Here is a 15323-nt window from a genome sequence, read left to right on the forward strand (position 1 = left end):
TGCGGTGTACGGGTGGATCAGGGCTCGACGCGCTGGCCCTTGCCGATGACGACGATGCCGTTGTCGGAGACGGTGTAGCGCTGGCGGTCCTTCTCCAGGTCGACGCCGATCTCGGCGCCCTCCGGAACGTAGACGTTCTTGTCCAGGATGGCCCGGCGGACCACGGCGTGCCGGCCGATCTCGACACCCTCCATGAGCACCGCCCCGTCCACGTGCGCCCAGGAGTGCACCTTCACCCGGGGGGCCACGATCGAGTTCTCCACCAGCGAGCCGGAGATCACCGACCCGGGCGACACCATCGAACTGACCGCGCGGCCGACCCGCTCGCCCCAGGCGTGCACGAACTTGGCCGGCGGGTACGGCGGCTGGTTGCTGTAGATCGGCCAGTCGAAGTTGTAGAGGTTGAAGACCGGGTGGACGTTGATGAGGTCCATGTGGGCGTCGTAGAAGGAGTCGAGCGTCCCCACGTCGCGCCAGTAGCCGCGGTCGCGGTCGGTGCTGCCCGGCACCTCGTTGTCCTTGAAGTCGTAGACGTTGGCCTCGCCCCGCTCGACCAGCACCGGGATGATGCTGCCGCCCATGTCGTGCTTGCTGGTCTTGTCCTCGGCGTCGCGCTCGACGGCCTCGCAGAGCGCCTTGGTGCTGAAGACGTAGTTGCCCATCGAGGCGTAGATCTGGTCGGGCGCGTCGGGCAGCCCGACCGCGTCGGTGGGCTTCTCGCGGAACGCGCGGATCCGCCGGCCGTCCGCGCCGACCTCGATCACGCCGAACTGGTCGGCCATCGACAGCGGCTGGCGGATGCCGGCCACCGTCACCGCGGCGCCGGAGGCGATGTGGTCCTCCACCATCTGCCGGGGGTCCATCCGGTAGATGTGGTCGGCGCCGAAGACGATCACGTGGTCGGGCTGCTCGTCGTTGATCAGGTTGAAGCTCTGGTAGATCGCGTCGGCCGAGCCGGCGAACCACCACGGGCCGCGACGCTGCTGGGCCGGCACCGGGGTGACGTAGTTGCCGAGCATCGTCGACATCCGCCAGGTCTGGGTGATGTGGCGGTCCAGCGAGTGGGACTTGTACTGGGTGAGCACGACGATCTTGAGATAGCCGGCGTTGGCCAGGTTGGAGAGGACGAAGTCGACCATGCGGTACATCCCGCCGAAGGGGACGGCCGGCTTCGCCCGGTCGGTGGTGAGGGGCATCAGGCGCTTGCCCTCCCCGCCGGCCAGGACGATCGCGAGCACCTTGGCAGCCATGCTCAGACGCTATCCATCCCGCCCCGACTTCACCACTCGTACGGGCACAGTTTGCCCCCGGGTGCCGGGCCGGATTCCGCGCTAGGGTGCCGGGCATGAGCGATTCCGCCCGGCTGCGCGTCGACCTGCTCACCCGCGAGTATCCGCCGGAGGTCTACGGCGGCGCCGGGGTGCACGTCGAGTACCTCGCGCGCGAGCTGCGCCGCCTCGCCGACGTGCGGGTGCACTGCTTCGGCGCGCCCCGGGACGAGCCCGGCGTCACCGCGTACGTCGAGCCGGCGGCGCTGACCGGCGCGAACGCCGCGCTGCGCACCATGGGCGTCGACCTGGAGATGGCCGCCGGTGCCGCCGGCACCGACGTGGTGCACAGCCACACCTGGTACGCCAACCTGGCCGGGCACACTGCGAAGCTGCTGCACGGGGTGCCGCACGTGGTGACCGCGCACAGCCTGGAGCCGCTGCGCCCGTGGAAGGCCGAGCAGCTCGGCGGCGGCTACGCGCTCTCCTCCTGGTGCGAGCGGACCGCGTTCGAGGCCGCCGACACGATCATCGCGGTGAGCCAGGGGATGCGGCGGGACGTGCTGACCGCGTACCCGGAGGTCAACCCGGACCGGGTTCGGGTGGTCTACAACGGCATCGACACCGCGCAGTACACCCCGGACCCCGGCACCGACGTGGTGGACCGGCTCGGCATCGACCCGGCCCGCCCCAGCGTGGTCTACGTCGGCCGGATCACCCGGCAGAAGGGCCTGCCGTACCTGCTGCGGGCGGCCCGGGAGCTGCCCGCGGACACCCAGCTCGTGCTGCTGGCCGGCGCCCCGGACACGCCGGAGATCGCCGCCGAGGTGGAGGGCCTGGTCGCCGAGCTGCGGGCCAACCGCTCGGGCGTGGTCTGGATCGCCGAGATGCTGCCCAAGCACGAGGTGATCCAGGTGCTCACCCACGCCACCGTCTTCGTCTGCCCGTCCGTCTACGAGCCGATGGGCATCGTCAACCTGGAGGCGATGGCCTGCGAGACCGCCGTGGTGGCCACCGCCACCGGCGGCATCCCGGAGGTGGTCGCCGACGGCGAGACCGGGCTGCTGGTCCCGATCGAGCAGGCCGGCGACGGCAGCGGTCGGCCGCTCGATCCGGAGCGCTTCGTGGCCGACCTGGCGGCGACGGTCAACGACCTGCTGGCCGACCCGAAGCGGACCGAGGAGTTCGGTCTCGCCGGCCGCCGCCGGGCCGTCGAACACTTCTCCTGGGACACCATCGCCCAGCGGACGCTGGAGGTGTACCGGTCGGTGGGAGCGGCCGGCTGACCCGAGCACGAAGCGATCTCGCGCAGTAGGTTGAACCGGTGACTGGACGGTTCCCGATCGAAGACGTCTCCCCCGTCGTCGCCTGCGGTCGCTACCCGGCCAAGGCGGTGGTCGGCGAGATCGTGCCCGTGTCGGCCCGCGCCTACCGCGAGGGCCACGACGCGCTCGGTTGCAACGTGGTCTGGCTCGGCCCGGACGGCGCCGCCCGCCCGTTCACCCGGATGCGCCCCGGCGAGCCCGGCCAGGACCGCTGGCACGCCGCCATCCGCCCGGACGCCGTCGGCACCTGGCGGTTCACCGTGGAGGCCTTCCAGGACCCGTACCTGACGTGGCAGAACGCCGTCACCAAGAAGCTCGCCGCCGGCCAGGGCCCGTCCGAGCTGGCCAACGACCTGGCCGAGGGCGCCCGGGTGCTGGAAGCCGCCCTCGACCTCGTGCCCGAGGCTGACCAGGAGCGGGTCCGGGCGGCGCTGGCCGCGCTGCGCGACGAGGACGAGGAGCTGTCCCGCCGGGTCGGCCCGGCGCTCGACCTGGCCCCGCTGCTCTGGGACCACCCGGTCCGCGAACTGGTCACCACCGGCGACGAGCACATTCTCTGGGTCGACCGGCCGCGGGCGCTCTTCTCCGCCTGGTACGAGTTCTTCCCCCGTTCCGAGGGCGCGATCCCGGCCACCGTCGACGCGCCCGCCCGGTCCGGCACCTTCGTCACCGCCCTGGACCGGCTGCCCGGCGTCGCCGCCATGGGCTTCGACGTGCTCTACCTGCCGCCGATCCACCCGATCGGCCGGGTCAACCGCAAGGGCCCGAACAACGCGCTCACCGCCGGGCCGGACGACGTCGGCTCGCCGTGGGCGATCGGCGCCGCCGAGGGCGGCCACGACGCCATCCACCCCGACCTGGGTATGCCGGAGGACTTCCGCGACTTCATCGCCGCCGCCGCCGAACAGGGCCTGGAGGTGGCGATGGACCTGGCGTTGCAGTGCGCCCCGGACCACCCGTGGGTGACCGAGCACCCGGAGTGGTTCACCACCCGGGCCGACGGCAGCATCGCGTACGCGGAGAACCCGCCGAAGAAGTACCAGGACATCTACCCGCTGAACTTCGATAACGACCCGGAGGGCATCCGGGCGGAGATCCTGCGGGTGGTGCTGCACTGGGTCGGCGAGGGGATCCGGATCTTCCGGGTCGACAACCCGCACACCAAGCCGTTCGACTTCTGGCACTGGCTGATCTGGGAGGTCAAGAAGGTCGACCCGGACGTGCTCTTCCTCGCCGAGGCGTTCACCCGCCCGGCGATCATGCACGGCCTCGGGAAGATCGGCTTCACCCAGTCGTACACCTACTTCACCTGGCGCACGTCCCCGGCCGAGATGCGGGAGTACTGCGCGGAACTGGTCGCGGCGGCCGACTACATGCGACCCAACTTCTGGCCCAACACCCCGGACATCCTGCACTCCTCGCTCCAGCACGGCGGCCCGCCGATGTTCAAGATCCGGGCGGTGCTGGCCGCGCTGCTCTCTCCCTCCTGGGGCATGTACGCCGGCTACGAGCTGTTCGAGCACGTCGCCCGCCCGGGCGCCGAGGAATACCTGGACAACGAGAAGTACGAGCTACGCCCCCGGGACTGGGCCGGCGCGCAGGAGCAGGGCCGCTCGCTCGCCCCGTTCATCGCCACCCTCAACCGGGTCCGCCGCGACAACCCCGCCCTGCACCGGCTGCGCAACCTGCGCTTCCACGACATCGACAACCCGGCGCTGCTCTGCTGGTCCAAGCACGACCCGGACACCGGCAACACGGTGATCGTGATCTGCTCGTTCGACTCCCGGTCCGTCCAGTGGGGCAACACCACCCTGGACATGCCGGCGCTCGGCTTCGACTGGCACGAGCGGTTCACGGTGCACGACGAGCTTTCCGGCGCCGACTACGACTGGGGGCAGCGCAACGCGGTGCGGCTCGACCCGTACCTGCAACCGGCGCACGTGCTCACCGTGCGCCGGCCCGCCCCGCCGGCCGAGCCCGAGCCCGCGCCGCCGGCCCCGGCCGCGCCCGACCTGACCGTCGAAGACGTACCCGCCGACCTCTCCGGCGGCACCGCCCCGACCGCACCGGCCGCGAAGGACGACGCACGATGGAGCAGCTGATCGCCGGCCAGGCACACGACCCGCACGCCGTGCTCGGCGCGCACCCCGCCGACGGGCGCACCACCATCCGGACCCTGCGTCGGGGCGCGGCCGACGTGGCGGTGCTCGCCGGCGACGAGCGGCACCCCATGAAGCGGGTGCACGACGTGGGCGTCTTCGAGGCCGTGCTGCCCGGCGAGGTGCTCGACTACCGGGTCGAGGTCGACGGCGCGGCGCACGACGACCCCTACCGCTACCCGCCCACTCTCGGCGAGCTGGACCTGCACCTGATCGGCGAGGGACGGCACGAGCGGCTCTGGGAGGCGCTCGGCGCCCGGGTCTTCGACGAGGGCGTGGCGTTCACCGTCTGGGCGCCCAACGCCCGCGGGGTCCGGGTGGTCGGCGACTTCACCGGCTGGGGGCCGGACGACGGCTGGCCGATGCGCTCGCTCGGTTCGAGCGGGGTGTGGGAGATCTTCGTGCCCGGCGCCACCGTCGGCAGCCGGTACAAGTACCGGATCCTCGGCGCCGACGGGCACTGGCGGGACAAGGCCGACCCCCTCGCGGCCCGCACCGAGGTGCCGCCGGCCACCGCCTCCGTGGTGCACCACTCCCGCTACGCCTGGGGCGACGCCGACTGGCTCACCCGCCGGGCCCGGCGGCAGCCGCACCAGGAGCCGATGAGCGTGTACGAGGTGCACCTCGGCTCCTGGCGCCCCGGCCTCGGCTACCGGGAGCTGGCCGAGCAGCTCACCGCGTACGTCACCGAGCTGGGCTTCACCCACGTCGAGTTCCTGCCCGTGATGGAGCACCCGTTCGGCGGCTCCTGGGGCTACCAGGTCACCGGCTACTACGCCCCCACCGCCCGGTTCGGCGACCCCGACGAGTTCCGCCACCTGGTCGACCGGCTGCACCAGGCCGGCATCGGGGTGATCCTCGACTGGGTGCCGGCGCACTTCCCCAAGGACGAGTGGGCCCTCGCCCGCTTCGACGGCACCCCGCTCTACGAGCACCCCGACCCGCGCCGCGGCGAGCACCCGGACTGGGGCACCTACGTCTTCGACTTCGGCCGCCGCGAGGTGCGCAACTTCCTGGTCGCCAACGCCCTCTACTGGCTGGACGAGTTCCACGTCGACGGGCTGCGGGTCGACGCGGTCGCCTCGATGCTCTACCTGGACTACTCCCGTCAGGAGGGCCAGTGGGCGCCCAACGTGCACGGCGGCCGGGAGAACCTGGAGGCCATCGCCTTCCTCCAGGAGGTCAACGCCACCATCTACAAGCACCACGCCGGGGTGCTGATGATCGCCGAGGAGTCCACCGCCTGGCCGGGCGTCACCCGCCCCACGGCGGAGGGCGGGCTGGGCTTCGGCTTCAAGTGGAACATGGGCTGGATGCACGACACCCTGCTCTACACCTCCAAGGACCCGATCTACCGGCAGCACCACCACCATCAGCTCACCTTCTCCCTGGCGTACGCGTGGAGCGAGAACTACGTGCTGCCGATCAGCCACGACGAGGTGGTGCACGGCAAGGGCTCGCTGGTCGGCAAGATGCCGGGCGACACCTGGCAGCGGCTGGCCAACGTCCGGGCGCTGCTCGCGTACATGTGGGCGCACCCCGGCAAGCAGTTGCTCTTCATGGGCTGCGAGCTCGCCGACGACCGCGAGTGGAGCGAGGAGCGCGGCCTCGACTGGTACCTGTTGCACGACCCGGCGCGAGCCGGCGTGCAGCGCCTGGTCGGCGACCTGAACCGGGTCTACCGGGAGACCCCGGCGCTCTGGACGCAGGACACCGACCCCGCCGGCTTCCGCTGGATCGCCGGGGACGACGTCGCCAACAACGCCGTGTCGTTCATCCGGATCGCCCCCGACGGCCAGACCCTGGTCTGTGTGGCCAACTTCTCCGCGCTGCCGCTGGAGGGCTACCGGGTCGGGCTGCCGGCCGGCGGCACCTGGACCGAGCTGCTCAACACCGACGCCCACCACTACGGCGGTTCCGGCGTGGGCAACCTGGGCGCGGTGCGGGCCGAAAGCGTGCCGTGGCACGGCATGCCGGCGTCCGCGGCGCTGCGCGTCCCGCCGCTCGGCGTCCTCTGGCTCCGCCCCGCCTGACCGCGGATCGGCGCCGCGCCCCGGCCCGACCCCGGTCGGCCGGCCGGCGGACCTAGGACGGGAAGTCGGCGGAGCGGCTCACCTCCGCCCACTCGGCGGCCTCGGCAGCCCGCTGCTCCGACGACGTCCGGGCCAGCTCCACCGCCGTCGCGCCCAGCAGGAGGCGCAGCGGCGGACGCGGGTGGTCGACGATGTCGACCAGGATGCGCGCCGCCCGGGCCGGGTCGCCGGGCCAGGTGCCGTCGGTCTCCCGGCGGAAGGCGTTCGTCCGGCCGACCGTCTCCTCGTAGTCGGGGTGGACCGGGTGGAACCGCATCGAGGCGCCGCCCCAGTCCGTGCGGAACGGGCCGGGCTCCACGATGGTGACCTTGATGCCGAGCGGCTTCACCTCGGCGTTGAGCACCTCCGAGAAGCCCTCGACGGCGAACTTCGCGGACTGGTACGCGGCCATGCCGGGGGTGCCGCCGACCCGGCCGCCGATCGAGGAGAACTGCAGGAAGTGCCCCGAGCGCCGGGCTCGCAGGACCGGCAGCGCGGCCCGGGTGACGTGCACGACCCCGTAGAAGTTCGCGTCGACCTGGGCGCGGAAGTCGTCCGCCGGCGTGTCCTCGATCGAGCCGGAGTTGCCGTATCCGGCGTTGTTGGCCACCACGTCCAGGGAGCCGAAGTGCTCCACGGCGCGGCGGACCGCGGTCTCCGCGGCCTCCGGGTCGGTGACGTCGAGGGCGAGGGTGAGGACGCGGTCGCCGTACCGCTCGACCAGATCGGCGAGCTGCTCGGGGCGCCGCGCGGTCGCGACGACGTTGTCGCCGGCCTCCAGCGCGGCGACGGCCAACTCGCGGCCGAGGCCGCGCGAGCTGCCGGTGATGAACCAGGTGCGAGTCATGTGCTTACCTACCTACTGGTTGGTTGGTTGCCTCCAGTATGCCGCGCCGCCGCAGCGTCGACAACCAACTAGTCGGTAGGTAGCCTTGGCTCATGGTCCGAACCCGCGACGCCGACGCGGCCCGCCTTCGCATCCTGCGCGCCGCCACCGCCGAGTTCGCGGCGTACGGGATCGCGGGCGCCCGGATGGATCGGGTCGCGGCCCAGGCGGAGAGCGCCAAGGAGCGCATCTACGCGTACTTCGGGAACAAGGACGAGCTGTTCGAGATCGTCCTGACCACCGTGATCCGGGAGACCCTCGACGCGGTCGACTTCGACGCCGCCGACCTGCCCGGGTACGCGGGCCGGATGTTCGACTACTTCGCCGACCACCCGCAGGCCCAGCGCCTCACCACCTGGTACCGGCTGGAGCGCCCGTCCGGGTCCGCCCTGCGGGCGGTCGTCGAGGCCAACCGGACCCGGCTGGAGGCGCTCGCCGCCGCTCAGGCGACGGGCCGGATCGGCGCGGCCTTCTCCCCCGTCGAACTGCTCACCCTGGTCCAGGCCATCGCGAGTTCCTGGGGAACGATGAACCCGGAGTTCGCCGGCGCCGCCGCAGCGGTCGACCGGGCGAGCCGCCGCGGCGCCGTCGTCGAGGCGGTCCGCCGCCTCGTCGCGTGATCATGAGGTTGGCGGCACCGGAGGAGATCGTCTTCGCCGGCAACCTCATGATCAACGGCCTGAGGTGAGGGTGGCGGGTCAGACCAGGCCGGCTTCGCGGAGGAGTTTCCAGAGGCCGGCGCCGTCCGGGGCGGCCAGCCACTTCTGGCCCACCGGGCCGGCGGAGGGGCGGCCCGGCGGGGCGGGCAGGCTGCCGGCGAGCACCGACTGGGTGGGCGAGAGCCGGCGGATCGCTACCCCGGCCACATTGTCCGGGTGGGCCGCGGCGAACTCGCGGTAGATCTCCTGGTCGTGCTGCCCGTCGTCGCCGATCAGCAGCCAGCGGACGTCGGGGAACTCCCGGGCCAGCCGGGCCAGGGTGGCCCGCTTGTGCTCCCGGCCGCTGCGGAACCACCGGTCGGCGGTCGGCCCCCAGTCGGTGAGCAGCAGCGGCCCGGCCGGGTAGAGGTGCCGGGAGAGGAACCGGGTCAGCGTCGGCGCGACGTTCCAGGCGCCGGTGGAGAGGTAGAAGACCGGGGCGCCGGGGTGGGCGGTGACCAGGCGCTCGTAGAGCACCGCCATCCCGGGAACGGCGGCCCGGGCGTGCTCGTCGAGGACGAAGGTGTTCCAGGCGGCGAGCAGCGGCCGGGGCAGCGCGGTCACCATGACCGTGTCGTCGATGTCGGAGAGGATGCCGAACCGGACCTCCGGGTCGAGGATGCGGACCAGCGCCTCCACCGGCTCGGCGTCGGCCACGCTCAGGCGTACGCAGCCCCAGCCCGGGGTGAAGTCGGCCTTGATGATGGCGTCCACGAAGCCGCTGCGGTCCGCGGTCGCCTCCTGGCGTACGCCGCCGGCCTCGATGGTGACCTTGGCGTACTTGGCGGGCAGGGTGGTGAAGCTGCGCCAGCCCCGGACCTTCTCCAGCCGGCCACGCTGACGGGTGTCGGGCCGGCCGAGCAGCACCCGGCAGAGCACCCGCGCCCAGCCGGGGGCGCCGTAACCGGCGTACGCGACGATGTTGACCTGCCACCCGGTGCGCCGCAGCCGGCGCTCCACCAGGCCGTGCAGGGCGTCCTCGATGCGCGCGGCCCGATGCAGCTGCGGCACGGCCAGTTGGTCGGGTGGTGTGGGTGGCACGCTGTCACCCTGCCACAACCCGTGCGGACCGGCCACGCGAGTGGTGTCCGCCGATCCACCCCGCCGCCCGGTGCCCAGCGTGACAGACTGCGGTCGAGGCGACGACGGGGGCGTTGGTCGTGTCAACACCAGAGCGGGGCCCGGGACGGTGGCGTCCGGCGCTGGACCGGCCGGCGCTGGTCGCGCTGCTGCTCGGCGTGGCCGGGGTCGGCTACCGGCTGGTGCTGACGCTGCTCACCCTGCCCACCTCCAACAGCGACGAGGCGACGTTCGGCCTGGCCGCCCTGCACATCGCCACCGGCCACGAGCGGCCGGTCTTCCTCTACGGCCAGCGCTACATGGGCGTGCTGGAGTCCTACCTGGCGGCCCCGCTGGTCGGCTGGGGCGGGGCGAGCTGGCCGCTGCTGCGGCTGCCGCTGGTGGCGCTCTACGCGGTCTTCCTGTGGCTGGCGTACCGGTTGACCCGCCGGCTCTTCTCCCCCTGGTTGGCCACCTTCGTGGTGGGCCTGCTGGCGCTCGGCTCCGAACGGGTGGTCCGCGACCAGCTCACCGTGGTCGGCGGCCGGCCGGAGGTGAAACCGGCGGTGCTGGCGATGGTGCTGATCGCGGTCGCCCTCGCCGAGCACCGGGTCCGGCACCGCTGGCTGGCCACCGGCCTGTTCGGGCTGCTGGCCGGGGTGGCGCTCTGGTCGGACTGGCTGATCGTGCCCTACCTGGCGGTGGCCGGGCTGCTGCTGGTCTGGGCCGCGCCGCGGGACCTGGTGGGGTGGCCGGGGGTGCTGCTGGTGGTGGGCTTCCTGGTCGGGGTCGCGCCGATTGTTAAGGACAACCTGGTCGCCCCGGAGGGACAGGACTCGCTGTCGGTGTTCCGGGACATCAGCACCAAGGACGGAGCGACGCCGTCGGTGTGGGAGCGGCTGCACGGCGGGTTGCTGGAGGGGGTGCCGCTGGCCTCCGGGCTCTGCCCGATGGACGGCTGCGCCCGCTGGGCGCAGTGGTTCGGGGTGCTCTATCCGGTGCTGCTGGTGGCCGCCGCCGGGCTCGGGCTGGTCGCGTTCCGCCGGGCCGCGGATCCGGCCGCGCGGGTCCGGGCCGTGGCGATCCTCGCCCTGGTCGTCGGGGCGGCGTTGACCCTGCTGGCGTACGTGCGCAGCCCGCTGGCCGCGACCGACCCGCTGGGGAACTCCCGCTACCTGTCCGTGCTCCAGATCTCGCTGCCGGCGGTGCTCTGGCCGCTCTGGCTGGCGGCCGCGCACGGGGTGCGGGTTACCGCGGGCGTGGCGGCCCGGCTGGGCGGCGCGCTCGCCGGGCTGGTGCTGGCCGCGCTGACCGCCGCCACGCTGGCCGGCACGGTGGCGTTCGTGGCGGACGCCCCGTCGCTGCGCGCCGAGGAGGGGCGGGCCCGGGAGCTGGCCGACGCGGTGCGCCGGGTGGGCCTGCACGAGGTGTACACGGACTACTGGACCTGTAACCGGCTGATCTTCAACACCGGCGAGGCGGTGGTCTGCGGGGTGCTCGACGGGAACCTGACCCCCGGGCAGAACCGCTACCCGGCGTACTGGAAGCGGGTGGGGCGGGCGGCCCGCCCCGGGTACGTGGTGCCCGCCGGATCGTCGGCGGAGCGCGGGCTGCGCCGGCTGCTCGGCGACCGGGCCGACGCGGCCGTGGTGGCCGAGGCCGGTGGCTATCGGGTGTACCACCCGGAGAGCGCCGTGCGGCCGTGGCGCTGAACCCGGCCCGTACGCTGTGCCGATGCTCATCCTGCTGCCCCCGTCGGAGGGGAAGGCCGAGGCCGGCACCGGCCGGCGGCTGGACCTGTCGAAGCTCTCCCTGCCGGAGCTGAACCCGGCCCGGGAGGAGGTGCTGGCCGCCCTGGTCGACCTCTGCGCCGGCCCGGACGAGGCGGCGGCCCGCGAGGCGCTGGGCCTGAGCGAGGGGCAGCGCGGCGAGCTGCGGCGCAACGCGCGGCTGCGGGCGGCGGCCACCGCGCCGGCCGGGCGGATCTACACGGGGGTGCTCTACGAGGCGCTCGACCTGGCCACGCTGCCGCCGGCGGCGGAGCGGCTGGCCCGCCGCTCGGTGCTGATCAGCTCGGGTCTCTGGGGCGCGGTACGCCTCACCGACCGGATCCCGCCCTACCGCTGTCCGGTCGGGGCGCGGCTGCCGGGGATCGGGGCGCTGTCGGCGTACTGGCGCACGGCGCTGGCGGAGGCGATGGCGGCGGCCGCCGGGAAGGGCCCGGTGCTGGACCTGCGCTCCGGCGCGTACGCGGCCACCTGGGCGCCGCACGGGGCGGTCGCCGAGCGCACCGTGACCGTGCGGGTGCTGCACGAGCGGGACGTGGACGGGGTGCCGACCCGGTCGGTGGTGAGCCACTTCAACAAGGCCACCAAGGGCCGGCTGGTCCGCGACCTGCTCACCGACGGGGCCCGGCCACGCACCGCCGACGCGCTGGTCGGGGCGCTGCGCGAGCTGAAGTACGCGGTCGAGGAGCAGCCGCGGGCGGCCGGCCGGCCGCGCCGGCTCGACGTGGTGGTGACCGAGCTCTGAGGGTGGGTTGCCGCAAATTTTGCTCAAGGCTCGGGCGCAGCGGTTTCGCGGCGCGGACGGCGGGGGTCACGGTTAGGGAACCCCGACACCGACCAAGGAGCTGTTCCGATGGCCCCCGAGTCCGCCACCCTGCTCGACCGGCCCCGCCAGTCGTCGCCGCCTCCGCCACTGGACTGGCTCACCCTGGCCGACGCCTTCGAGGTCGCCTGCCTGGTGCGCTGCACCCCGCCCCCGGCCGCCGACGCCCGGCGCATCGACGTCGGGCGGTACCGGGGCGGGATCGCCGAGTTCAACCGCGAGGACGCGGCGCAGCGGATGCGGCAGCTGCTGCATCGGCTGGACGTGCCGGTGGAGCACGAACTGACCACGGGCGGGCTGCGCCGCCGCTACGAGCTGCACCGCCTGTCGGTGTCCCGGGAGCACCGGGCGGCGTACGCGAAGCTGCTGGAGGCGGGCTGGCGGCAGGGCCGCCGGGAGCTGCTCGGCGGGCCCTTCCCCGGGGCCTCCACGGCCCGCCGGGTGTGGCGGCCCCGGCTGGCCGCCGCGGCGTGGCGCGCGGCGCTGCTGGCCGGTGGGCGGCACGTGCGCCGGCACAGCCTCGGCATCCGGCTGGCCGACCGGGACCTGGCCGCCGTGCTGGTCCGGAGCGCGGCGCTGCTGGAGGTCCCGGCAGCGCTCCGGCCCGGCTCGGGCTGCTTCCTGGTGAGCGTGGCCAACGGGGCGCACCGGGTGCGGATCACCGAGAGCGCGGCGCTGGCCCCGGCGGCCTGCTGAGCCGCGCCCGCCGGTCGTCCCGCCGGCCGGCATGCCCGGTCGACGCCAGCCGGTGACCCAGACGGCGGCTCCTTGCGCCGCGGAGCGGCGGCGGCTGCCGTACCGCGGCAACGTGCCTGCAACAGCACCGGGCTAGCGTCCAGGTGTTGTGCCGCGACCTGCGGGCCGACCCGTCACCGAAAGTGTGGATCCAGCTTGCTTCCCCCCAGTGCCGACCACGCGGTCCCGCCCGTACCGGGGTGGCACACCGGTGACGTGCGACAGCTGGCGGCCCTGCTGCGCGAGCACCGGATGGCGGCGCGGCTCAGCCAGGAGGCGCTCGCGGAGACGGCCGGGGTGGCCGTGCGGACCGTACGGAACCTGGAGGGCTCCCGGATCGCCCGGCCGCGTCGCCGGACCGTGGAGGAGCTCGCGAACGCGCTCGGCCTGACCGGCGAACCGCGTGCCCGGCTGCTCCGGACGGTGCACGGGATCGCGCCGGCGCCGGCTTGGCAGCACAGCAGCCTCCCCCCGGTGGTGCCCGACTTCGTCGGTCGGCAGGCCGAACTGGACCAGCTGGTCGCGCAGGCACGGTGCCTCGCCGAACAGCCGGGCAACGCCACGGTCGTGATCAGCGGCCAGCCGGGCGTCGGCAAGACCAGCCTGGTCGTGCGGGCCGCGCACGCCCTCGCGGGGGAGATACCCGGTGTCGCGTGCCACGTCGACCTGCGCGGCATGGACCTGGCGCCGCTTCCGGCCGACCAGGCGATGGAACAGCTGCTCACCACCCTTCGTGGCGGCCGGGGCGGGCCGTTGCCGCCCGGCCCGGGCGAACGGCTCGCCCTCTACCGGATGCTGACCGCCACCCGCCCCGGGCTGCTGGTGCTCGACAACGCGGCCACCGAGGCGCAGGTACGACCGCTGCTCCCGACGGGTCCCGGCTGGGTGACGCTGGTCTCCAGCCGGTTCAACCTCGGCGGGTTGGAGAGCACCGGCCGGCTGCGCCTGACGGACCTCGACGAGGCCACCGCGACGAGGCTGATCGAGGAGATCGTCGGCGCCGACCGGGTGTCGGCCGAACCGGAGGCCACCACGGAACTCGTCCGGCTGTGCACCGGGCTGCCCCTCGCCCTGCGGGTGGCCGGTAACCGGCTGGCCTCCCGACCGTCCTGGAGCGTCGGCTGGCTGGTCGAGCGGATCCGCGACGAGACCCGCCGCCTCGACCTGCTGCATCCCGGCGACACCCGGCTCCGCGCCGGGTTCAGCCTGTCGTACGACCAGCTGCCGGAGATCGCGCGGCGGACCCTGCGCCGGCTCGCGTTGCTGCCCTGGCCGGACTACTCCGCCGCCCCGGTGGCGCAGTTGCTGGGGGTCGACGTCGGTGTGGCCGAGGCGGCGCTCGAGACGCTGGCGGACGCGAGTCTGCTGTCACCGGCGGCGGCGCCCGACCGTTACCTGCTGCACGACCTGCTTCGCGTCTTCGCCGCCGAGCGCCTCGCCGCCGAGGAACCGCCGTCGGATCGCGACGAGGCCGCCGCCCGGGTCCGGGCGTGGTTGCTCGGGATGGTGGAGGTCGCCGGCCGGTGGCTCGACCCCGACCCCAGGCGGGAACCGGCCGCCGGCACCGGGTTCGGCGACGTCCATGCCGCCATGGCGTGGCTCACCGCCGAGCGGCACGGCTGGTGGTGGGCCGTGCGGCAGGCCGCGGCGACCGGGCGGCACCGGGACGTGATCGCGGCCGCCGACGCGCTCTACTGGTACTCGGACCGCTACCACCACGTGATCGACTGGTCGGAGCTGTTCGGCCTCGCCGTCACCGCGGCGCAGGCCAGCGGCGACACGGTGGCGGAGGCCGCGCAGCGCAACGCCCTGGGCTGGGTGCAGACCGTGGTGCTCGACCAACCGGCGGACGCGATCGCGCAGCACCGCGAGGCCTTCCGACTGGCCGCTGCGGCAGGTGACCGGCGAAACCTCGGCTGGGCGTGCTTCTACCTCACCGGGGAGCGCTACCGCGCCGGCGACCTGGCGGGCGCCGCCGAAGCCTGCGCTCGGGCGCTGCGCGAGTTGACCGGCGCGGGGGACCTGACCGGGCAGATCGTCACGTCGTACACCCTGGCCGACATCCGGCGGCAGCGCGGCGAGGCCGGAGCCGCCGTCACCCACCTCCGGCGCGCGCTCGACGACTGGCAGGCCGCCATGGTCGACCAGCCGGCCCACCACCACCTCGCCAGTCGTCCCCTGACGGGTTGGATCCACCACCGGCTCGGACGTGCCCACGCGGACCTGGCGCAGTGGCCCGAGGCGATCGCCTCGATGGAGGCGGCAGCCGCCGACTTCGCGGCCGGGGGCGACCCCTACGGTTCTGGTGAAGCCGCGCTGGGCCTCGCCGAGGCGCTGCTGCGGGCCGGCGACTCCCGCGGGAAGCGGGTCCTGCTGGACGCGGTACGGGACTTCGAGGCCGACGGCGACCAGGCGCGAGCGGCGCGGGCCCGGCAGCTGCTCGACCCCCGCCCAGGCGCCGATACGGCAAATTGCCGGTGATCTTGCCTGGTCGACCGAGGTCGTCGACCT

11 protein-coding genes are annotated in these 15323 nt (G+C 73.8%); 8 read left to right on the top strand and 3 right to left on the bottom strand.

Annotation, left to right across the window (positions count from 1 at the left end; all coding sequences use genetic code 11):
- Positions 1-17: 17 nt before the first annotated feature.
- Entirely contained in the window at positions 18-1250 is a 1233-nt protein-coding gene (gene glgC / locus AB0F68_RS05220; RefSeq protein ID WP_357333095.1) for a glucose-1-phosphate adenylyltransferase, read from the bottom strand.
- Positions 1251-1345: 95 nt separating this feature from the next.
- Between glgC and glgA the strand changes: the two genes are divergently transcribed.
- The 3 genes from glgA to glgB are packed head-to-tail and all read left to right on the top strand — an operon-like array spanning position 1346 to position 6785.
- Entirely contained in the window at positions 1346-2554 is a 1209-nt protein-coding gene (glgA, locus tag AB0F68_RS05225; protein ID WP_357333096.1) for a glycogen synthase, read from the top strand.
- A 38-nt stretch (positions 2555-2592) separates the two neighbouring features.
- Positions 2593-4695, top strand: a complete 2103-nt coding sequence (locus AB0F68_RS05230; protein WP_357333097.1) for a maltotransferase domain-containing protein — start codon at positions 2593-2595, stop codon at positions 4693-4695.
- Positions 4683-6785 carry a 1,4-alpha-glucan branching protein GlgB gene (glgB, locus tag AB0F68_RS05235; protein WP_357333098.1) on the top strand — a complete coding sequence of 701 codons (2103 nt, stop codon included), beginning with the start codon at positions 4683-4685 and terminating at the stop codon, positions 6783-6785. Before AB0F68_RS05230 ends, glgB begins: the two co-directional genes overlap by 13 nt.
- Positions 6786-6837: 52 nt before the next feature.
- Here glgB and AB0F68_RS05240 read toward each other — a convergent pair whose 3' ends face one another.
- Positions 6838-7671 (bottom strand): oxidoreductase, encoded by an 834-nt coding sequence (locus AB0F68_RS05240; RefSeq protein ID WP_357333099.1) that lies wholly within the window; start codon positions 7669-7671, stop codon positions 6838-6840.
- Positions 7672-7763: 92 nt separating this feature from the next.
- Here AB0F68_RS05240 and AB0F68_RS05245 point away from each other — a divergent pair, with 92 nt between their 5' ends.
- Complete coding sequence (locus tag AB0F68_RS05245; RefSeq protein WP_357333100.1) at positions 7764-8330, top strand: TetR family transcriptional regulator; 567 nt, start codon at positions 7764-7766, stop codon at positions 8328-8330.
- Positions 8331-8408: 78 nt separating this feature from the next.
- Here AB0F68_RS05245 and AB0F68_RS05250 read toward each other — a convergent pair whose 3' ends face one another.
- The gene (locus tag AB0F68_RS05250) at positions 8409-9449 is read right to left on the bottom strand and encodes a phosphatase domain-containing protein (protein WP_357333101.1); all 1041 of its coding nucleotides are present in this window, start codon (positions 9447-9449) and stop codon (positions 8409-8411) included.
- A 119-nt stretch (positions 9450-9568) separates the two neighbouring features.
- Between AB0F68_RS05250 and AB0F68_RS05255 the strand changes: the two genes are divergently transcribed.
- The 4 genes from AB0F68_RS05255 to AB0F68_RS05270 all read left to right on the top strand — a co-directional run bounded on the left by AB0F68_RS05255 (position 9569) and on the right by AB0F68_RS05270 (position 15293).
- Positions 9569-11179, top strand: a complete 1611-nt coding sequence (locus AB0F68_RS05255; protein ID WP_357333102.1) for a hypothetical protein — start codon at positions 9569-9571, stop codon at positions 11177-11179.
- A 22-nt stretch (positions 11180-11201) separates the two neighbouring features.
- Complete coding sequence (gene yaaA, locus AB0F68_RS05260; protein WP_357333103.1) at positions 11202-11999, top strand: peroxide stress protein YaaA; 798 nt, start codon at positions 11202-11204, stop codon at positions 11997-11999.
- 108 nt (positions 12000-12107) lie between these two features.
- Positions 12108-12773, top strand: coding sequence for a hypothetical protein (locus AB0F68_RS05265; RefSeq protein ID WP_357333104.1), 666 nt, complete (start codon positions 12108-12110; stop codon positions 12771-12773).
- 255 nt (positions 12774-13028) lie between these two features.
- Positions 13029-15293 (top strand): helix-turn-helix domain-containing protein, encoded by a 2265-nt coding sequence (locus AB0F68_RS05270; RefSeq protein ID WP_357333105.1) that lies wholly within the window; start codon positions 13029-13031, stop codon positions 15291-15293.
- Positions 15294-15323: the final 30 nt, after the last annotated feature.

The organism is Micromonospora sp. NPDC023966 (genome assembly GCF_040639095.1).
Lineage (GTDB): Bacteria > Actinomycetota > Actinomycetes > Mycobacteriales > Micromonosporaceae > Micromonospora.

What these genes read in the sequence shown, in the direction of transcription:
- AB0F68_RS05245 (WP_357333100.1), top strand. Translation starts at nt 7,764, where the DNA reads ATGGTCCGAACCCGCGACGCCGACGCGGCCCGCCTTCGCATCCTGCGC.
- glgB (WP_357333098.1), top strand. Translation starts at nt 4,683, where the DNA reads ATGGAGCAGCTGATCGCCGGCCAGGCACACGACCCGCACGCCGTGCTC.
- AB0F68_RS05265 (WP_357333104.1), top strand. Translation starts at nt 12,108, where the DNA reads ATGGCCCCCGAGTCCGCCACCCTGCTCGACCGGCCCCGCCAGTCGTCG.
- glgA (WP_357333096.1), top strand. Translation starts at nt 1,346, where the DNA reads ATGAGCGATTCCGCCCGGCTGCGCGTCGACCTGCTCACCCGCGAGTAT.
- AB0F68_RS05240 (WP_357333099.1), bottom strand. Translation starts at nt 7,671, where the DNA reads ATGACTCGCACCTGGTTCATCACCGGCAGCTCGCGCGGCCTCGGCCGC.
- yaaA (WP_357333103.1), top strand. Translation starts at nt 11,202, where the DNA reads ATGCTCATCCTGCTGCCCCCGTCGGAGGGGAAGGCCGAGGCCGGCACC.
- glgC (WP_357333095.1), bottom strand. Translation starts at nt 1,250, where the DNA reads ATGGCTGCCAAGGTGCTCGCGATCGTCCTGGCCGGCGGGGAGGGCAAG.